This is a genomic window from Nocardia arthritidis (genome assembly GCF_011801145.1).
In the GTDB taxonomy this organism is placed as follows: Bacteria; Actinomycetota; Actinomycetes; order Mycobacteriales; family Mycobacteriaceae; genus Nocardia; species Nocardia arthritidis_A.
Window position 1 is genome coordinate 1054229 of record NZ_CP046172.1, and the last position, 18970, is coordinate 1073198.

The following is an 18970-nucleotide window of genomic DNA, read 5'->3' on the forward strand; positions in this document are numbered from 1 at the left end:
ATCTGAGTGCAAGATGCCGTGTGGCACAGGGCTGCCCGCTAGGAGGGCGACTCGCCCGACCCCAGCAACACCGCGAGCATCAGCGTATGCAGCCGCGCGATCTGTTCCGGACGCGAATCGAATTTGATCAATCGCCCCACGTCGATGACCTGGCCGATCGCCGCGTGCACGCGGAAGCGCGCTTCGATCGGGTCGCCGTCGAGTAGGTTGGCCCATTCCAGTACGTTCTGGCGCTGGATGGCGCGCAGCCGGTGTTGTTCGGCGGCGGGCAGGTTGCTGAATTCCGCGTAGTAGACGGGCATGATCTCGGGCATCGAGAAGGTCAGGCGGGCCTGGCGTTCGGCGATGCGGGAGACGGCGTCGGCGCGGCTGGTCGCCTCGGCCAGCGCCTCGGTGATGGCGATGGCGACCCGGTCGCCGGTGCGGTGGAAGGCGGCGGCGAGCAGATCCGATTTGCTGGTGAAATAGCGGTAGACGCTGGAGGCGTTGATGCCGACGGCCGCGCCGATTTCCTCGATGCTGGCCTCGTGATAGCCCTGTCTGCCGAAGATGCGGATGGCCTCGGTGAGCAGCTGTTCGCGTTTCGAGGTGATCGGCAGGCCGCGGGTCGCCGGGCCGCCGTCCGGCCGGGTGGGTGCGGGCGGCAGGTCGGCCCGCAGCAGCGACCACGACATATCCCGCAGCAGCGGCAGCAGCCGGGAACCGGACAGCGCGGTGCGGTGGGCGGAGATGCTGGCGAGCACGCTGAGCACCGCGGCGGCCAGCATCGCGACATCCTCCGGCGGCGATTGCGGGCGCAGCTGCGAAATCGGTTCGGCCAGTGCGGCATTGAGTTCGTCGTAGATTTTGCGGATGCGGGCCCGGTCGTCGGGTTCCAGGTAGCGCCGCTCCCAGCGGTACAGCCCTGCCTCGCGGCGGATCTCGATGGTGTGCTCGCCGATCGCTCTGATCAGGGCGTCCAGTCGCTGCTCCGGTTCGAGCGCCGGATCGTCGGCCCGGTGCGCGACATCGACGAGATGTTTCGCCCCTTCTTCCGCGCAGGCGACGAGCAGCGCGTACTTATTGGTGAAATGCCGATACAGCGCCGGGCCCGAGATGCCGACCTCGGCGGCGATCTCGTCGACGCCGACCGGGTAGTACCCGCGTTCGCTGAACGCGCGCGCGGCGGCCCGGATGATCTGGACCTTGCGATCCTTCGGGCGCCGCCGCACCACCTCAGGCCGCGCCGGAGCGAGGTCGACCTCGCTGCGTTCCGCGACCATGTAGCTCTCCGTTCTCCCGCGGCGCGCCTGTTGACAGCGCCGGACAAATCAACCTAAGTTAACCACAATTCGCAAAGTTAACCATCATTCAGGGCGTCGCGCCCGCCGATTCGCACACCAGGAGCACAGATGAGCAACGACGATTCCGCGCAGCGCCGCGCGAATTTCTCCGCCGTCCAGGACGGCAAGGTGCTGCGGATCACCCTGACCAACCCGAAGCGCAAGAACGCCATCGATTACGACACGATGATCGGCCTCGGCGACGCCTTCCTGGCCGCGGCGCAGGACCGCGCGGTGCGGGTCATCGTACTGACCGGGGCGGGCGGCGACTTCTGCACCGGCGCGGACCTGGCGGCCAGCCCCGGCGAGGCGGCCCGCGGCATCACCTCCGACATGGTGATGGACGCGGCCAACCGGGTGGTGAAATCCATTGTGGACGTTCCGGTTCCGGTGATCGCCCGGCTGCGGGGCGCGGCCGCCGGCGTCGGCGTCGGCATCGCGCTGGCCGCCGACCTGGTCTATGCCAGCGATGACGCCTACCTGCTGCTCGCCTTCATCAATATCGGCCTGATGCCCGACGGCGGCGCGGCGGCCATGGTCGCGGCCGCGGCGGGTCGCCCGCTGGCGGCGGAAATGGCGCTGCTCGGCGAGCGGCTGCCCGCGCCCGCCGCCAAACAGGCCGGACTGTTCACCGCCGTGGTGCCCGCAGAGGAGCTCGATGCCAAGGTCGAGGCGGCGGCCGCCAAGCTCGCGAACGGCCCGCGCCGCGCCATCGAGCTCACCAAGCGGGCGCTGAACCGGGCCACCCTCGGCGCGCTCGACCAGGCGCTGGCCACCGAAAAGTCCGGGCAGACAGAGCTTTTGCAGTCGCCGGACTTCATCGAGGGCGCGACCGCGATGCTCACCAAACGCAAGCCGGTCTTCGCCGACTGAGTCATGTGATCCCGGGCACATCCGAGCCGGTGCCGCAAGATATGTTATTTGGCTATGGCTTACCTGGTTACCGGAGCGACTGGGTTCATCGGTCGGTTCCTCATCCCCGAGCTGCTGAAACGGCAGGGCGATATCCACGTCCTGGTCCGTCCCGGCGCGGAGTCGGCCGACCGGTTCGCCTGTTGTGCGCACGAGTGGGCCGCCGGTGACCGGGTGCGCCCGGTGCGCGGTGATCTCGGCGCGCCCGGACTCGGCATCGATCCGGAGTGGCTGGCCGCCCGGCGCGGGACCATCGACCACGTATTCCACCTGGCCGCCGGCTACGACACGACTGACAGCGGTGGCGGCACCCGGCATGTCGTCGACGTCGCCGAGGATCTGAAAGCCGGAATGCTGCACCATGTTTCGACGGTCGAGGTGGCGGGCTCGGCGGAGGGGCTGTTCACCGAGAGCATGTTCGACCGCGGCCAGCTGCTGGCGACGCCGTATCAGCGGGCGAAATTCGAGGCGGAGCGGATCGTGCGCGCCGCCGCGCTGCCGTGGCGGATCTACCGGCCGTCCATCGTGATCGGGCATTCGCGCACCGGCGAGATCGACCGGATCGACGGCCCCTACTACTTCTTCCGGCTGCTGCGGATGGGCGCGCAATTGCCGCGCATCCTGCCCGTGCTGGTGCCGCGACTCGGCGAAACCAATATGGTGCCGGTCGATTTCGTCGCGCGGGCGCTGGATCACATTGCGCACCAGCCGGGTTCGACCGAGATGACCTACCATCTGGTGGATCCGCGCAGACACAGCGCGGTCGAGGCGCTGAACCTGTTCGCCGACGAGGCGGGCGCACCGCATCTGGTCGAGGTGATGCCCAAGCGCACGCTCGACATGGTGCTGCGATTTCCGGGCGCGGGCTGGGTGCTGCCCAGGGTAGGTGTGCCGCTGGATGTGTTGGAGCACAGCGAATTCACCTGCTGGTTCGACTGCCGCAACACCACCGCGGCGCTCGCGGGCACCGATATCAAGGTGCCGCCGCTGGCCGCGTACGCCGCGCTGATCTGGAAGTACTGGATCGAGAACTGGGTTTAACCCGCGCGCTCGTATTCGGCTCTGGCCGCTGAGATTTCATCGATGTGCGCGACGGCCCACGCGCGCAGGCCGTCGATCGCCGTGCACAGGCTGCGCCCGAGCGCGGTGAGCTCGTATTCGACGGTCACCGGCACGGTGGGGAACACCCTGCGCTCGACGATTCCGTCGCGCTCCAGCCCGCGCAGCGTCTGGGTGAGCATCTTCTGCGTGATGCCCTGCACCTGCCTGCGCAGTTCGGAGAACCGGCGCGGCCCGGGGTCGAGGGCCAGCAGCACCAGACCCGTCCAGCGCTCACCGAGCCGGTCGAAGATCGCACGCGACGGGCAGTTCAGATTGAAAACGTCATATGGTGCGTTGGTATCCACGAGGTACCTATACCACTAATTACTGCCTTCTTACATCTGGATACCAACGCTCTTAATGTCGTTCCCGTTGGGACGACGATAGGGGAGTCCAGATGAAAGCCCTGGTAGCAACCGGTAATGAGATCCTGGTGGGCCTGGCCGACGTGCCCGAGCCGGTGGCGGCGGCCGATGCGGCGTTGATCCGGGTCGAGGCGTTCTCGGTGAATCGCGGCGAGATCCTTGCCCTCACCGGTGTTTACGGCACGCCGACCGCACCGGGTGTGGTGCCCGGCCAGGATGTCGTCGGCCGGGTGGTGGTCGCGGCGGCCGACGGGTCCGGGCCCGCGGTCGGCGCCAGGGTGGTCGCCCACGCCGCGGGCGGCGGCTGGGCCGAACTCGTCGCGGTCGCCACCGACGCGCTCACCGAACTGCCGGATGCGGTGCCGAATGAGGTGGCCGCCGCACTTCCGCTGGCCGGGCTCACCGCGCTGCGGCTGCTGCGGCATATCGATGCGCCGCGTGGCGCCCGGGTGCTGCTCACCGGCGCGTCCGGCGGTGTCGGCCACTACCTGGTCGAATTGCTCACGGCCGCAGGCGCATCGGTGACGGCGGTGGTCGCCGATGCCGAACGGGGCAGCCGCCTCGCCGAATTCGGCGCGCGGGTGATCACCGATATCGCCGCCGACACCGACCGGTACGACGTGATCATGGAATCGGTTGGCGGCGAAGTCTTTTCCGAGGCGATCCGGAAGCTCGCACCGGGCGGTCTGGTGCTGTGGTTCGGGCAGGCGAGCCTGGAACCGGTGCGGCTCGACTTCTTCGAGCTCATGTCGGCGACGCCGTTCACGCTGAAGCACTTCCCGCACTGGGTCGCCGACACCACCGACGCCGAAGACCTGCGCACCCTCGTCGAACTGGTGGCCGACGGCGGCCTGCACCCCGAACTGGGTAGGGTCGCCGACTGGGCCGCGACGGCGGAGACGCTGACCGACCTGAACCGGCGCAGGATCCGCGGCAACGCCGTCCTGACCATCGAAGCGCCGTAGTGCGGCTCGAATACCCGCTGGAGACGGATTCCGTCAGCGCCCGTGCCGCAGCCGGAAGATGGTGCGCGCCATGCGCAGATGACGCGGATGCCGGTCGAAGGTGGACAGGTTCACCGGGGCGCGGTAGCGCTTGCGGGCGATGGCCAGCGTGCGGCTGAACTCGCGCAGCCCTTGCTCGCCGTGATGGTGGCCCTGTCCGTATTCGCCGACACCGCCGAACGGCAGCGCCGGGATGCCGAGGTACGCGGTGGAGGAATTGATCGTCACCACACCCACCCGCAGCTGTTCGGCGACCGCCTCCACGCTGTGCACATCCCTGGTGAAAACCGAGACGGCATCGCCGTTTCCGACCGCGTTGATCCGGCGCACCGCCTCATCGATGTCGGCGACCCGGTTCACGATGAGCACCGGGCCGATGGCCTCGCCGGTGATCGCGAGGCTCTCCTCCGGCACCTCGGCGAGCACGATCGGCTCGATATACGGGTCGCGGATCGAATCGAGGCCGCCGACAACGGCTTTGCCGCCGCGCGCGATGGCGTCGCGCACCTGTTTGCGCACCACGTCCACCTGAGATTCCAGAATCATCGGTCCGTAGGAGGCTTTTCGGTCCGCACCCGGTCGCAGCTGACGCGCCTGATCGATGACCAGTTCCAAGAAGTGCTCATACACCGAATTCGCCACGTAGGCACGTTGAATACCGGTCGGGTTCTGTCCGGCATTGGCCATCGCGCCGAACACCGCGGCCTCGGCCGCCTCCTCGAGTTTGGCGTCGACGTGAACAACCATGGTGCCCTTGCCGTTTCGTTCGACCACTACCGGCGTCATGGTTTGCGCGCACCAGGCGATCACCTCGCGCGCCCCGGCATCGAGTCCGGCATAGGCGATTTTGTCCACCCGCGCCCGGCACAGCGCCGCCGCGGTTCCGGAATCGCCGGTAACTACTTGCAGCACAGGTTGATTCGGTGCGAGCCTGGTCCAGCTCTCGGCCAGCCACACCCCGACACCGGTGGTGAGCTCGCTGGGCTTGAAGACCACCGCATTGCCCGCGGCCATGGCGTAGGCGATCGAACCCATCGGTGTGAAAACCGGATTGTTCCACGGGCCGAGCACGCCGACCACGCCGAGCGGCAGATAGCCAACGGACGCACGCTGATTGCGGGTGAGCCAGGTGGAGCCGAGCTTGCGCCGGTCCAACGCGCGCCCCGCGTTACGGGCCGCCCAGTCCAGATTCTCGACGGCCAGCATCACCTCGATCGCCGCGTCCGCCTCCGGCTTTCCGGTCTCCTCGCACAGGATCTCCACCAATTCACCTGTCCGCCTTGCGATGCTGCGCTTCCAATCGAGCAGCCAGCGCCTGCGGGTGCCGAAACCCAGCTCGGCCCACCACTTTTCGGCGGAGCGCGCGGCGCGCACGGTCCGGTTGACCTCGCCCGCGTTCATCACCGCATAATTGCCGACGATCTCGCCCGTGCGCGGATCGTACGAGGTGAGCACATTCGGTCGGCCAGTTCCTCCCGTATGCGCTGCCACCTGTGGCTGCGCGGACTCGGCCATGGTCACCTCTCGCAGTTTCGAAAGCCGGACGACGGCCACCGGTGAGTTCTGGGATCCCCCGATTAGCAGACTATGGTCGGTAAGGCAGCCCGACAAGGCACCATCGCCGCCCTTGCACTGCCCGTGGGCGGCCGACCAGCGCCGACTCGCACGACCCCGTCGGGTGTGAGTAACGACACAATTAACAGCCGCCCGATTGGGTACCACGCGCGCGCCCGCGAAGAACCGTGCAAACCGGTAACATCGCCCCGAGCGCTGCGGATCACCTACCGGGGAAACGAAAATCATGCGTGCGCTCGGCGACCGACGTCGCCGCACCCGGGCCGAATGTGGAGAGTTGATGCCGAGCTTGAACCAAGCTGTTTCGCCTGCAGGCGATTTCGCGGTCATTGTCGACGACATACACAAGTCGTTCGGCGACGTGCACGCATTGCAGGGCGTCAGCTTCACCGCCGCGCGGGCGAGCGTCCTCGGCATCCTCGGACCCAACGGCGCGGGCAAGACCACAACGGTGAAGATCCTCTCGACGCTGCTGCGCCCGGATTCGGGCAGCGCCGTCGTCGCCGGGCACGACGTGCTGCGGGATCCGGCCGGGGTGCGCCGTTCGATCATGATGACGGGTCAGTACGCCGCGCTCGACGAGAACCTGTCCGGCCGGGAGAACCTGGAGCTGTTCGGCAGGCTGATGGGCCTCACCAAGTCCGCGGCGCGCAAGCGGGCCGACATCCTGCTCGAGGAGTTCGATCTGGTGAGCGCGGGACGCCGTGCGGTGCGCCACTATTCGGGCGGTATGCGCCGCCGCGTCGACATCGCCTGCGGCCTGGTCGTGCGCCCGGAGGTGGTATTCCTCGACGAGCCGACCACCGGTCTCGACCCGCGCAGCCGCCAGGGCGTGTGGGATCTGGTGACCGCGCTGAAATCACAGGGCATCACGGTGCTGCTGACCACCCAGTACCTCGAAGAGGCCGATGTGCTCAGCGACAACATCATCGTCATCGATAAGGGCACGGTGATCGCCGAGGGCACCGCCGACGAACTGAAGGCCAAGACCGGCGGCAGCTACTGTGAGGTGGTCCCGCTCGACCCCAAGCAGCTGCGCATCGCGGCGAGCGCGCTGGGCGATCTGGTGCCGGGGCGGGTGCTCAGCGAAATCGACGGCGGCGACCGGCTTTCCATCCCGGCGCCGGAGGGCGCGGCCACGCTCACCGAGGCGCTGCGCAGGCTGGACTCGGCCGGTATCGAACTAGCCGATATCGCGCTGCGCCGCCCGTCACTGGACGACGTGTTCCTATCCATCACCGGGCATTCGGGCGGGCACGCGTGAGAGAGCGAATCAACAATCGCGGGGTGCGAGCATGAGCGCGCCTACCGTCGAACACATCAGCACCACCGAGGCGCTGTTCGCCGACCTGCCGGTCGCTCGACCGTCCTCCTTCGATCAATGGCGCGCGTTGACCGCACGCATCGTCCGGACCATGGCCAAGGGTGAGCTGGCGGCCGCGGTCATCACACCGCTGGTGTTCACCGTCGGTTTCTATCTGCCGCTGCGGTTCGTGATGAAGGTCCAGGGCGTCGACTACGCGCAGTACGTCATGCCGATCATCGTGCTGCAGACGCTGGCGTTCACGATGATGTCGAATGCGCAGATGGCGGCCTTCGAGACGATGACCGGGTTCAACGCCCGGCTACAAACCATGCCGATCGGGAAGCTGGTCCCGTTGACCTCGCGGATCGCGGCCGGATTCGTCCGCTCGAGCGTTTCGTTGACGGCGGCGCTCGCCTTCGGCCATGTCATCGGCTTCCGCTTCGTCGCCGGTTGGGGGCAGGCCATTCTGTTCTGCGTCTTCGCACTCGCGGTCGGCACGGTGCTGTCGCTCGGCGCCGACGGGTTGGGCAGCCTGACCAAGAGTCCGGAATCGCTGAGCCAGGCGCTGAACATTCCGACGCTGATCCTCGGCATGTTCTCCTGCGGATTCGTTCCGGAACGCAACTTCCCGGAATGGACTCGGCCGTTCGTGCGCAATCAGCCGATCTCCCAGTTCTCGTTCGCGCTGCGCGATATGGCGGCGAACGGGGTGACCTGGGATGTATTGCGGGTTCCGCTGGTTTGGGTGATCGGGCTCGCGCTCGTATTCACCCCGCTGGCGATCTGGGCGAGCGTGAGGCGTTCATGAATACTGTCGAAGCGACCATGGACCACGCGGCGAGCGGCGAAATCGACCGCCGGGCACAGCTTCCCGACGCGGGTCCGCAATCCGAGCGGGCGCTGCGCACGTGGGCCGTGCACAGCCTGATCCAGTGCAAGCGACTGCTGATCGGTTGGTCCCGCGATCCGGCGACCACCATTCAAACGCTGGCGTACCCCGGATTCGCGTTGCTGATGTTCAACATCGTGCTCAGCCACGCCATCAAGAACGCCACCGGGCTGCCGGCCGTCTACGGCCAGGTCCCGATGAGCGCGTTGATCGCGGCGATGGCCGGTTCGATGGTCAGTGCGCTCGGGTTCAAGGGCGAGAAGATGACCGGGCTGCTCGGTCGCTTCTGGACCATGCCGACGCACCGGGCCGCCGGTTTGACCGGTCGGCTGCTCGCCGAGATGGTTCGGGTCCTGATCACCACGTTGTTCGTGATCCTCGTCGGCCTGCTGATCGGTTTCCGCTTCGATCAGGGTCCGCTGGCCGCACTCGGATTGATCTGCATCCCGGTCCTGTTCGGTCTGGGTTTCGCCGTCTTCGTCACGGCCATCGCGACGGTGACCGAGGGCATCCTGGTGGTGAGCATCATCGGCAACGTCACCACGCTGCTGATGTTCTTCAACACCGGCTTCGTGCCGGTCGGCGCCTATCCACCCTGGCTGCAGACCACCGTGGCGAACCAGCCGATGAGTTGCGCCGTCGAGGCGATGCGCGGGTTGTCCTACGGCGGTCCGGTCGCCGAGCCGCTACTGAAAACCCTCGCCTGGACCCTTGGCCTGATCGTCATCTTCGGCTACCCGGCCGTGCGCGGATATCAGCGCGCCGCGCAAACCAGCGGCTGAGCCGAAGTCGTATCCCACCCAGCGGTTCCGGTTGGTCCAGCCGACCAGGTCGTAGCGCCACCGGAACGGCCAGGTGTGGGCGACGGTGTTCACCAGCACCCCGCCGAGCGCGGCGTAATCGTCGTGCGCGGACAGCAGGGCGCGCTGGCCGCGCGGCCCGGCGCTGAAGAACGATTCGAACATGGCGATGGACTGGTCGGTGGTGAGCCTGCCGAGGCCCCACAGCCCGCGCATGCGCATCCAGTACACCAGCCGCGCCTGCCACGGCCACAGTTCGGCGACGGGGTCGCGGCCGGTGCGCACCGCCTCGATCGCGGTGTCCACCAGCGCGAGTGAATCGGCGACGCTGTAGCCGGTGCACGGATGCATCATGCCGCCCCGCGATCCGAAGGGGATGGCCTCGGCCACACCCTTTTTCGGCGGCCGCTGGTCGAGCGGGTAGTGCGCGGCCTCGGTCGGCTCGTCCCCGGTGAGCCGGATGCCGTGCGCGGCGAGCCGATTCAGCGTCCGCCTGCGCAACTCGTGCTGCGGCATACCGCCGCGCAGGCCGAGGCTGGTCTCCTCGAAGATCACCGTTCCGTCGCCGAGCGGCACCGCGTACAGGAACGACGGCGGCTCGTCCGGGCCTGCGCCGTTCTCCGGCCGCCAATCCAGCAGCAGCCCTTCGCCGTCGGCGACCATCGGCGCCGCGGTCTCGGCCGCGACGAAGATGCCGTGCGCGCTGGCCGCCCGGCGCCGGCCGAGCGAGGGCAGCCCCCTGGTGTCGAAAACCGTTGCGGCGCGGACGATCGTGCCGTCGGCGAGCTCCACCTCGTGTGCGTCGACCCGGGTCGCCCTCGCCGCGTGCACGGTGGCGTCGTCGATCGGAAGTGCTTCGCGCAGGCCGGTTTTGGAGAGCACGCAATACGGGCGCTGGATGCGATGCTCGGTCGCGGTCCACACGGTGGGCGCGGCGATGCGGGTGGCGATCGCGCCGGGCGGCAGCCAATCCGGCAGTTCGTCGATCCAGCACGAATAGGTCGGCGGCCACAGCCGGTCCGGGCGCGGATCGATCACGGTGACGCGCAGGCCGGCCAGCAGCGCGCGATGGGCCAGCGCCCGGCCGGTCGGCCCGAGTCCGACCACGCACAGATCAACTTCCCGGACCGCGCCGTCACTCATGTAGGCATTCAATCGGTTATCGGGCGGCGGCCGCAACCAGGCCCGCGGGAAGCGGGGGCTTGTCCCATCTGTTCCGGTGCGAAATACGTTACCGGTCCCGGTGCCCCGAATTCCCTTGGCCCTGCAACTCCAGTCGTGAAAACCGTTGTGCGCCAACTTAAGCTGGCTCCGGAGCGTCGGGGTTCCTGGTTTTGTCGGTGGTTATAAGGGGAGTCATGCGAGGTCGTCGCCTCCGGTTGCCAGGTGCGTTGGCGGCCGTGGTGGGCGCAGTTACGGTGGTCGGGCTCGGGTTGCCCGCAAACGCGCATGCCGCGCCCGAAACGAAGATCGTTTCGGTGCAGCAGCAGGAAGACGTGCGCAAGATCACCGTGACGGTGCATTCGGCCGCCATGGACAAAGATATTCCGATAGATATCCAGCGTCCGGCCGACAATTCGGCGCCGCGCCCGGTGCTCTACCTGTTGCAGGGCGCAGCGGGCGGTGAGGACGGCATCACCTGGAAGAGCGCCACCGAGGTGTTCCAGTTTCTCGCGGACAAGAACATCAATGTGGTCAGCCCCGTCGGCGGCATGCTGAGCTATTACGCCGACTGGGTCACCGACGACCCGCGTCTGGGCCGCCAGAAGTGGCGGACCTTCCTGACCAGCGAACTGCCGCCCGTCATCGATAAATACCTCGGGACGAACGGCCGCAACGCCGTCGCGGGCTTCTCCATGTCCGGCACCAGCTCGCTCGCCTTGGCCGAGACCAGCGGCAACCTGTATCAGAGCGTCGCGGCGTACAGCGGTTGCGCGCAGATCAGCGATCCGGTCGGCGAGGACCTGCTGAAGGTGGTCGGGGCATACGGCGAGGTGGATTTCCGGAATATGTACGGGCCGTTCGGCAGCCCGCTCTGGCGGGCCAACGATCCCTATGTTCAGGCCGAGGGCCTGCGCGGCAAATCGATCTATATCTCCAGCGGCGGCGGCCTTCCCGGAAAATATGACGTGTACAACGGGAAGTATTCGCTGCCCGGGCCGGACGGATTCCTCGCGCAGATGACCAAGGGCTCCGCCATCGAGGCAGCAACCAATTATTGCTCGCGCAATATGCAAACCAGGCTGAATCAACTGGGCATTCCGGCGACATACGACATTCGAGCGGATGGCACGCATTCGTGGGGATACTGGGATGAGGCACTGCGTAACTCTTGGCCAGTGCTTGCCGCTCCGTTGGGGATTTGAGATGGGTGTCCGTAACCGGGTCGTCCGGTTGGCCGTGCTGATGGCGTCGGCCGCCGTGCTCGGCTTCGCCTTCGCGCCCGCCGGCGCCGCCGCGCCGGTGCTGAGCGCCGTGGGCGCACCCGCCGGGGTCAACGACATGTCCTGCCGTCCCTCCGCGGCACATCCGGAACCCGTTGTGCTGGTGCATGGTTCGGGCACGGATGTGGAACGCAGCTTCGGCGTGCTCGGCCCCGCCGTCGCACAGGCCGGATACTGTGTCTTCGCCGCCGATATCGGGAAGTCGCCCGCGCTGGCCGATGCGGCGAGCGGGAAAACGAATCTGCCCGGCCTCGGGGCGATCGGCGCGGCGCTGAACGGACGCACGATCTACGGCGTCGCCGACATTCCGGCGATGGCGCGGGATCTGGCGAAGGTGGTGCAGTCCGCGCTGGATACGACCGGCGCGCAGCGGGTGGCGCTGGTCGGGCATTCCACCGGCGGCACCATAATTCGTCAATACCTGCGAACCAACGGCGCGGCCTCGGTCTCGGCCGTGGTCACCCTCGGGTCGCCGTACCGCGGCTCGACCTGGGCCGGACTGCGTGACGCCTACCCGGATCTGGCCTCGCTCGGCCTGTCCAATGCACAGATCGCGCAGCAGGTCTTCGGCGCGCCCGGTCAGCAGCAGCTGCCCGGCTCGCCCTTTCTGACCACACTCAATGCGGGCGGTGAGACGGTACCGGGCGTCCGGTACACCGCCATCGCCTCGCGCACCGACGAGGTGATCACGCCCAACGACACCGCGCTGCTCAGCGCGGCCGAGGGGGCCGATCGCAATATCTGGATACAGGACGGGTGTCCCACCGACACCGCGACCCACTCCAGCCTGCTCGTCGAACCAAGATCGCTCGCCCTAGTGCTCGATGCGCTGGGTGGCGAGGGCCGCAATCTCCCCTGCTGACCATGCGGCCCGGCTCGTCCGGCCGATCGAGCGGAGTCGATCGGCCGGACCGAGTTATTTCGGCGTCACCCAGGTGGTGATGTCGGCGTGCACTACCTCCAGACCGTGCTTGTCGTAGATCGACACCGGAACGATGAGGTCACGCCCCTCGGTGATCTGCGCGAAGTCCGGAACCTCCGGCAGCTTGGCCACCGCGCGCAGCCCGGTCTCGGCCTTGGCCAGGTACTGCACGTTCATCGCCTTGGGGATCCAGCGGTGCGTCGATGGCACCGTCGCCTCGCTCAACATGCCCATGGCGACCTCGGCCAGATTGCATGCCGCGATGGCGTGAAAGGTGCCGAGATGGTTGTGGATGCCGAACCACTTCGGCGCGCTCACCTCGCACAATCCCGGTTCGAGCCGCACGACGCTCGGCAGCACCGTCCCGAAGTACGGCACCCGCGCCACCATGCCCAGCGAGAACAGGGCGTGCCCGAGCCGGTTGTCGGGCAGCTTCTTCCAGCCGCGGTACGTCGCGGTCTCTTTCGTCATGAGGCGATCTTACTCAAAAGTAAGTTAATCGCCGAGCGTCGCGAGCGACTGGGTGATTTATTGCCATCGACGTTGGGGGCATCCCGCTGCTACGTTGAGCTGTTGCGCCGTTGACGCAACTGGGGGCCGACGCCACATCTGTTGGTGGGTATGGGATTTGGAGATCCATCATGCGTATTCGTATTGCCGTCGCGGGGCTGGGAATCGCCGCGGCGGGTGCGGCCATCGCTACCGGGATCGGTGCTGGGGACGCGGCCGCGTTCACGCCGGTCATCGCAACCGACAGGATGACTGTCGGTGTGCTGCTCGATCACAACGAGACCGTCGTGCTGAACAACAGCCCGATCGTCGGAATGCTGGACGATCCGGTTACCAACGGCGGCGTCTTCTATATCGACCGCGCGTCCGTTTACCACCACGAGGGTGTGGTGATCGACGGTGTCACCTACACCGATGACATTTCCTTCGCGGGCGTGGTCGGCGAGGCGGCCGCGGCGCCCAACGGCCACATCGGCATCGGTTTGACGGATCCGGCCAAGAACGACGGGGCGAATTACGCCGTGACGCAGTCCCTGCGCTGAGCCCATGGGTTGTTCGGGCTGCGCCGACCGGGCGACATTGCTAGGTTGAACCCATTTCTTTTGCCGGGTAACGGATTTGGAGTTTCAACCATGCGAATTCGCAATGCTGTCACGGTAATCGGGATCGCGGCCGGTGGCGCGCTCATGGCGGCGGTCGGCGCGGGCGATGCCGCCGCCATCGAACTGCACGGACCGAAACCGGTCGGCGTCAACTCGACGATCCGGCTCAGTCACGAGGACACCGTCGAGCTGAGCAAGAGCAAGTTGGCCGCGGTGTTGAGCGTGCCGCTCGCGGGCGGGCTGTACAAACTGGATCCCGATTCCACGATCCCGGACAACCCGCGCTTCACCAACCGGCTGGTCACCTTCGCCGACGTGGTCGGCGAGGCGGCGGCCGCACCGAACGGTTCGGTCGACATCCTGCTGGTGGATCCCGCGCAGTGGCGGGGCAGCGGCGTGGCCGTCGAGCAGTTCCTCAACTGAAATCGGGTCGAGCGGCGGCCGGTCGCCGCCGCTCGACCCTTCGTTTACCTGGGGGAAGCCGGTCGAGGGGGCCGGATTTGAAGTGTCCGATCGCGTCGGGCATACTGTTCGGGTTGCCTTGCACCGGGCCATGCCTGTTCCCTATGGAACCTGGGCGTAGTCGGACGAGGCGAGCAGTACCCAATTTTGTATCCCGCCGGATTCCGGCGCGGGTACGTCCGGGACAATGTTCCGAGCCTGGCAGGGAGAAGTATTTCCGGGGCCGAGGAATGAGCGGATGGGCGACACGCCCGACCGCGTGTACCGGAGAACCATGACAGATGAACAGCGGCGAGGATCGGACGCGCGTCCGGTCGTGGTCTCCAACTGAGACGTCTTCGTGTGTTCGGGCTGTGCAAATGAGGGTGGTACGGAAGCCAGCTTCCGGATCACGAAGGAAAAGCGGAGAAAAGGACACTTAGCGTGGCGGGACAAAAGATCCGCATCAGGCTCAAGGCCTATGACCACGAGGCGATCGACGCGTCCGCGCGCAAGATCGTCGAGACGGTGACCCGTACCGGTGCCCGCGTCGTCGGGCCGGTGCCGTTGCCGACCGAGAAGAACGTGTACTGCGTCATCCGTTCGCCGCACAAGTACAAGGACTCGCGCGAGCACTTCGAGATGCGGACGCACAAGCGGCTGATCGACATCCTCGACCCGACGCCGAAGACGGTCGACGCGCTCATGCGCATCGACCTGCCGGCCAGCGTCGACGTCAACATTCAGTGACGGGGACTCGAGATATGACTGACAACAAGAATCGGCCAGCGGCCGGCATCCTGGGCACCAAACTCGGTATGACCCAGGTGTTCGACGAGAAGAACCGCGTCGTTCCGGTGACCGTCGTCAAGGCGGGCCCGAACGTCGTCACCCAGATCCGGACGGTCGAGCGCGACGGCTACAGCGCCGTGCAGCTCGCCATCGGCGCGATCGACCCGCGCAAGGTGAACAAGCCGGTCTCCGGCCACTTCGCCAAGGCCGGGGTCACCCCGCGCCGCCACGTGGTCGAGATCCGCGTCGCCGACGCGTCCACCTTCGAGGTCGGCCAGGAACTGTCCGCCGACGTGTTCGAAGAGGGCACCTACGTCGACGTCACCGGCACCAGCAAGGGCAAGGGCTTCGCCGGCACCATGAAGCGCCACGGCTTCCGTGGTCAGGGCGCCTCGCACGGTGCGCAGGCGGTGCACCGCCGCCCGGGTTCGATCGGCGCCTGCGCGACCCCCGGTCGCGTCTTCCGGGGCACCCGTATGTCGGGCCGCATGGGTAACGAGCGGGTCACCACGCAGAACCTGTCCGTCTACAAGGTGGACGCCGAGAACGGCCTGCTGCTGATCAAGGGCGCGATCCCGGGTCGCAAGGGCGGCGTCGTGATCGTCAAGAGCGCCGTGAAGGGTGGTGCGCACGCATGACCAGCACAGAGACCAAGGTCAACCTGACGCTGCCGGTGAAGGCTCCGGGCGGCAAGACCGAGGGCACCGTCGATCTCCCCGCGGAGATCTTCGACGTGACCGCCAATATCGCGCTGATGCACCAGGTGGTCGTCGCGCAGCAGGCCGCGGCCCGTCAGGGCACGCACGCCACCAAGACCCGGGGCATGGTCTCCGGCGGTGGCAAGAAGCCGTACCGGCAGAAGGGCACCGGTCGCGCCCGCCAGGGTTCGACCCGCGCGCCGCAGTTCACCGGCGGTGGCACCGTGCACGGCCCGCAGCCGCGTGACTACACCCAGCGCCTGCCCAAGAAGATGAAGATCGCCGCCCTGCGTGGCGCCCTGTCCGACCGGGCCCGCAACGAGCGCATCCACGTCGTCACCGAGCTGGTCGCGGGGCAGACCCCGTCCACCAAGACGGCGAAGAGCTTCCTCGCGGAGCTGTCGGAGCGCAAGAAGTTCCTGGTGGTCGTCGGCCGCGAGGACATCGCCGCATGGAAGAGCGTGGCGAACCTGCAGAACGTGCACCCCATCGCGCCGGATCAGCTCAACACGTACGACGTGCTGAACAGCGATGAGGTCGTGTTCAGCGTGGAGGCCCTGAACGCCTTCGTGCACGGGCCCGCCGAGGCTGCACAGGAGGAGAGCAAGTGACCACCATCGCCGACCCCCGCGACATCCTGCTTGCGCCGGTCATCTCGGAGAAGTCCTACGGACTGATCGAGGAAGGCACCTACACCTTCCTGGTGCACCCGGACTCGAACAAGACGCAGATCAAGATCGCCGTCGAGAAGGTCTTCGGTGTCAAGGTCACCAGCGTCAACACCGCCAACCGTCAGGGCAAGCGCAAGCGGACCCGCTTCGGTTACGGCAAGCGCAAGGACACCAAGCGTGCGCTCGTGACCATCTCGGCCGACAGCAAGCCCATCGAGATCTTCGGAGGCCCGGTCGCGTAAGCGGACGGGAATCCAGAAAGCAGAGAAGAACTCATGGCAATCCGTAAGTACAAGCCGACAACGCCGGGCCGCCGTGGCGCCAGCGTCTCGGACTTCGCCGAGATCACCCGGTCGACCCCCGAGAAGTCGCTGCTGCGCCCGCTGACCAAGACCGGTGGCCGCAACGCGCACGGCCGGATCACCACCCGGCACCGCGGTGGTGGCCACAAGCGTGCCTACCGTCTGATCGACTTCCGTCGACTGGACAAGGACGGCATCCCCGCCAAGGTCGCGCACATCGAGTACGACCCGAACCGCACCGCGAACATCGCGCTGCTGCACTACCGGGACGGCGAGAAGCGCTACATCCTGGCGCCCAAGGGCATTCAGCAGGGCACCCCGATCGAGTCCGGCCCGACGGCCGACATCAAGCCGGGTAACAACCTGCCGCTGCGCAACATCCCGACGGGTACCACCATCCACAACGTGGAGCTGCGTCCCGGCGGCGGTGCCAAGCTGGCCCGCGCCGCCGGCATGAGCATCCAGCTGCTCGGTAAGGAAGGCCCCTACGCCACGCTGCGTATGCCCTCCGGTGAAATCCGCCGCGTCGACGTGCGCTGCCGCGCCACCGTCGGCGAGGTCGGCAACGCCGAGCAGTCGAACATCAACTGGGGCAAGGCCGGCCGTATGCGCTGGAAGGGTCGCCGCCCAACCGTCCGTGGTGTCGTCATGAACCCGGTCGACCACCCGCACGGTGGTGGTGAGGGCAAGACCTCCGGTGGTCGCCACCCGGTCTCGCCGTGGGGTCAGCCGGAAGGCCGCACCCGCAAGCCCAACCGCCCGAGCGACAAGCTCATCGTCCGCCGTCGCAAGACCGGCAAGAAGCGCTGAAGGAGGAGGTAAGAAATGCCACGCAGCCTCAAGAAGGGCCCGTTCGTCGACGACCACCTCCTCGCGAAGGTGGACGTCCAGAACGAGAAGGGCACCAAGCAGGTCATCAAGACCTGGTCGCGTCGTTCGACCATCATTCCCGACTTCATCGGGCACACCTTCGCGGTGCACGACGGCCGCAAGCATGTGCCGGTGTTCGTCTCGGAGTCCATGGTCGGGCACAAGCTGGGTGAGTTCGCGCCCACCCGGACGTTCAAGAGCCACGTCAAGGAAGATCGGAAGAGCAAGCGGCGATGACCACTGAGACTCAGAACCCGACTGCCCGGGCGACCGCGAAGCACGTCCGCGTCACGCCGATGAAGGCGCGCCGCGTCGTGGACCTGGTCCGCGGCAAGCGGGTCGAGGACGCGCTGAACATCCTGAAGTTCGCGCCGCAGGCCGCGAGCGAGCCGGTCGCCAAGGTCGTCGCCTCGGCCGCGGCCAACGCCGAGAACAACCTCGGCCTGAACCCGGCCACCCTGGTCATCTCGACGGCGTACGTCGACGAGGGCGCGACCATGAAGCGTTTCCAGCCGCGGGCCCAGGGCCGCGCGTTCCGGATTCGCAAGCGCACCAGCCACATCACCATCGAGGTCGAGAGCGTGCCCACCGCCGGCGCCACTCGTAGCCGCCGGAAGGGAGGGGCAAAGTAAATGGGACAGAAGATCAACCCCCATGGCTTCCGCCTCGGTATCACCACCGACTGGAAGTCGCGTTGGTACGCGGACAAGCAGTACGCGGACTACGTGAAGGAAGACGTCGCGATCCGCAAGCTCCTCGCCAACGGCATGGAGCGTGCGGGCATCTCGAAGGTCGAGATCGAGCGCACCCGTGACCGCGTGCGGGTGGATATCCACACCGCGCGTCCGGGCATCGTGATCGGCCGTCGCGGCGCCGAGGCCGACCGCATCCGCGCCGAGCTGGAGAAGCTCACCGGCAAGCAGGTTCAGCTGAACATCCTCGAGGTCAAGAACCCCGAGTCGGATGCGCAGCTGGTCGCCCAGGGTGTGGCCGAGCAGCTGTCCAACCGTGTCGCGTTCCGTCGCGCGATGCGCAAGGCCATCCAGTCGGCCATGCGTTCGCCGAACGTCAAGGGCATCCGCGTGCAGTGCTCGGGCCGCCTCGGCGGCGCCGAAATGTCGCGCTCGGAGTTCTACCGCGAGGGTCGGGTGCCGCTGCACACGCTGCGCGCCGACATCGACTACGGCCTGTACGAGGCCAAGACCACTTTCGGTCGCATCGGTGTGAAGGTGTGGATCTACAAGGGCGACATCGTCGGTGGCAAGCGTGAGCTGACCGCCGCGGCCGCCCCCTCGGGTGATCGCGACCGCGATCGTCCGCGCCGTGAGCGGCCGAGCCGCCCGCGTCGGTCCGGCTCCACCGGCACCACTGCGACCAGCACCGAGGCCGGGCGCGCCGCCACCGCCGTGGCGGAGGCTCCGGCAGAGAATCAGGAGGGCTGACG

23 protein-coding genes are annotated in these 18970 nt (G+C 67.2%); 18 read left to right on the forward strand and 5 right to left on the reverse strand.

The genetic code is table 11. The features are described 5' to 3' along the window. Window positions 1-38 precede the first annotated feature (38 nt). Window positions 39-1262, reverse strand: coding sequence for a TetR/AcrR family transcriptional regulator (locus F5544_RS04790; RefSeq protein ID WP_167472045.1), 1224 nt, complete (start codon window positions 1260-1262; stop codon window positions 39-41). Between the two features lie 129 nt (window positions 1263-1391). Between F5544_RS04790 and F5544_RS04795 the strand changes: the two genes are divergently transcribed. Together F5544_RS04795 and F5544_RS04800 are read left to right on the forward strand one after the other, a co-directional pair. Beyond that, window positions 1392-2195, forward strand: coding sequence for an enoyl-CoA hydratase (locus tag F5544_RS04795; RefSeq protein WP_167472046.1), 804 nt, complete (start codon window positions 1392-1394; stop codon window positions 2193-2195). A gap of 54 nt (window positions 2196-2249) precedes the next feature. After that, entirely contained in the window at window positions 2250-3275 is a 1026-nt protein-coding gene (locus F5544_RS04800; RefSeq protein ID WP_167472047.1) for an SDR family oxidoreductase, read from the forward strand. Here F5544_RS04800 and F5544_RS04805 read toward each other — a convergent pair. Next, a complete protein-coding gene (locus F5544_RS04805) occupies window positions 3272-3640 on the reverse strand; it encodes a winged helix-turn-helix transcriptional regulator (RefSeq protein ID WP_167472048.1) in 369 nt (122 codons plus the stop codon). The two genes, F5544_RS04800 and F5544_RS04805, sit on opposite strands and share 4 nt — an antisense overlap. Before the next feature lie 92 nt (window positions 3641-3732). Between F5544_RS04805 and F5544_RS04810 the strand changes: the two genes are divergently transcribed. Beyond that, a complete protein-coding gene (locus tag F5544_RS04810; RefSeq protein ID WP_167472049.1) occupies window positions 3733-4665 on the forward strand; it encodes a zinc-binding dehydrogenase in 933 nt (310 codons plus the stop codon). A gap of 33 nt (window positions 4666-4698) precedes the next feature. Here the strand turns inward: F5544_RS04810 and F5544_RS04815 are convergent, their stop codons facing one another. After that, the gene (locus tag F5544_RS04815; protein ID WP_167478992.1) at window positions 4699-6219 is read right to left on the reverse strand and encodes an aldehyde dehydrogenase family protein; all 1521 of its coding nucleotides are present in this window, start codon (window positions 6217-6219) and stop codon (window positions 4699-4701) included. A 340-nt stretch (window positions 6220-6559) separates the two neighbouring features. Between F5544_RS04815 and F5544_RS04820 the strand changes: the two genes are divergently transcribed. The 3 genes from F5544_RS04820 to F5544_RS04830 are packed head-to-tail and all read left to right on the forward strand — an operon-like array spanning window position 6560 to window position 9256. Next, a complete protein-coding gene (locus F5544_RS04820; protein WP_167472050.1) occupies window positions 6560-7543 on the forward strand; it encodes an ATP-binding cassette domain-containing protein in 984 nt (327 codons plus the stop codon). Window positions 7544-7574: 31 nt separating this feature from the next. Then, on the forward strand, window positions 7575-8393 hold the full coding sequence (locus F5544_RS04825) for an ABC transporter permease (RefSeq protein ID WP_167472051.1): 819 nt from the start codon (window positions 7575-7577) through the stop codon (window positions 8391-8393). Beyond that, window positions 8390-9256 (forward strand): ABC transporter permease, encoded by an 867-nt coding sequence (locus F5544_RS04830; RefSeq protein ID WP_342760411.1) that lies wholly within the window; start codon window positions 8390-8392, stop codon window positions 9254-9256. The genes F5544_RS04825 and F5544_RS04830 overlap by 4 nt, the downstream gene beginning before the upstream one ends. Here F5544_RS04830 and F5544_RS04835 read toward each other — a convergent pair. Beyond that, window positions 9161-10417 carry a lycopene cyclase family protein gene (locus F5544_RS04835; protein ID WP_167472052.1) on the reverse strand — a complete coding sequence of 419 codons (1257 nt, stop codon included), beginning with the start codon at window positions 10415-10417 and terminating at the stop codon, window positions 9161-9163. The genes F5544_RS04830 and F5544_RS04835 overlap by 96 nt on opposite strands. Window positions 10418-10632: 215 nt before the next feature. Between F5544_RS04835 and F5544_RS04840 the strand changes: the two genes are divergently transcribed. Further along, window positions 10633-11640, forward strand: coding sequence for an alpha/beta hydrolase (locus F5544_RS04840; protein WP_167472053.1), 1008 nt, complete (start codon window positions 10633-10635; stop codon window positions 11638-11640). Window position 11641: 1 nt separating this feature from the next. Beyond that, complete coding sequence (locus F5544_RS04845) at window positions 11642-12580, forward strand: esterase/lipase family protein (protein ID WP_167472054.1); 939 nt, start codon at window positions 11642-11644, stop codon at window positions 12578-12580. Between the two features lie 54 nt (window positions 12581-12634). Here the strand turns inward: F5544_RS04845 and F5544_RS04850 are convergent, their stop codons facing one another. Beyond that, entirely contained in the window at window positions 12635-13111 is a 477-nt protein-coding gene (locus F5544_RS04850) for a hotdog fold domain-containing protein (RefSeq protein WP_167472055.1), read from the reverse strand. Between the two features lie 170 nt (window positions 13112-13281). Between F5544_RS04850 and F5544_RS04855 the strand changes: the two genes are divergently transcribed. The 10 genes from F5544_RS04855 to rpsC all read left to right on the forward strand — a co-directional run bounded on the left by F5544_RS04855 (window position 13282) and on the right by rpsC (window position 18968). Then, entirely contained in the window at window positions 13282-13692 is a 411-nt protein-coding gene (locus F5544_RS04855) for a hypothetical protein (protein WP_167472056.1), read from the forward strand. A gap of 90 nt (window positions 13693-13782) precedes the next feature. Beyond that, window positions 13783-14175, forward strand: a complete 393-nt coding sequence (locus F5544_RS04860; RefSeq protein WP_167472057.1) for a hypothetical protein — start codon at window positions 13783-13785, stop codon at window positions 14173-14175. Window positions 14176-14637: 462 nt separating this feature from the next. Continuing rightward, window positions 14638-14943, forward strand: a complete 306-nt coding sequence (rpsJ, locus tag F5544_RS04865) for a 30S ribosomal protein S10 (protein ID WP_003938093.1) — start codon at window positions 14638-14640, stop codon at window positions 14941-14943. 14 nt (window positions 14944-14957) lie between these two features. Continuing rightward, window positions 14958-15623, forward strand: coding sequence for a 50S ribosomal protein L3 (gene rplC, locus F5544_RS04870; RefSeq protein ID WP_167472058.1), 666 nt, complete (start codon window positions 14958-14960; stop codon window positions 15621-15623). Next, complete coding sequence (gene rplD / locus F5544_RS04875) at window positions 15620-16294, forward strand: 50S ribosomal protein L4 (RefSeq protein ID WP_167472059.1); 675 nt, start codon at window positions 15620-15622, stop codon at window positions 16292-16294. Before rplC ends, rplD begins: the two co-directional genes overlap by 4 nt. After that, window positions 16291-16596: a 50S ribosomal protein L23 gene (gene rplW, locus F5544_RS04880; RefSeq protein ID WP_014981657.1), complete on the forward strand. Its 306-nt coding sequence runs from the start codon at window positions 16291-16293 to the stop codon at window positions 16594-16596. The genes rplD and rplW overlap by 4 nt, the downstream gene beginning before the upstream one ends. 33 nt (window positions 16597-16629) lie before the next feature. Next, the gene (gene rplB, locus F5544_RS04885) at window positions 16630-17466 is read left to right on the forward strand and encodes a 50S ribosomal protein L2 (protein ID WP_167472060.1); all 837 of its coding nucleotides are present in this window, start codon (window positions 16630-16632) and stop codon (window positions 17464-17466) included. A 15-nt stretch (window positions 17467-17481) separates the two neighbouring features. Continuing rightward, window positions 17482-17763: a 30S ribosomal protein S19 gene (gene rpsS / locus F5544_RS04890; protein ID WP_067785343.1), complete on the forward strand. Its 282-nt coding sequence runs from the start codon at window positions 17482-17484 to the stop codon at window positions 17761-17763. Then, the gene (rplV, locus tag F5544_RS04895) at window positions 17760-18158 is read left to right on the forward strand and encodes a 50S ribosomal protein L22 (protein WP_167472061.1); all 399 of its coding nucleotides are present in this window, start codon (window positions 17760-17762) and stop codon (window positions 18156-18158) included. The genes rpsS and rplV overlap by 4 nt, the downstream gene beginning before the upstream one ends. Further along, entirely contained in the window at window positions 18159-18968 is an 810-nt protein-coding gene (gene rpsC, locus F5544_RS04900) for a 30S ribosomal protein S3 (RefSeq protein ID WP_167472062.1), read from the forward strand. The last annotated feature ends 2 nt before the right edge of the window (window positions 18969-18970 follow it).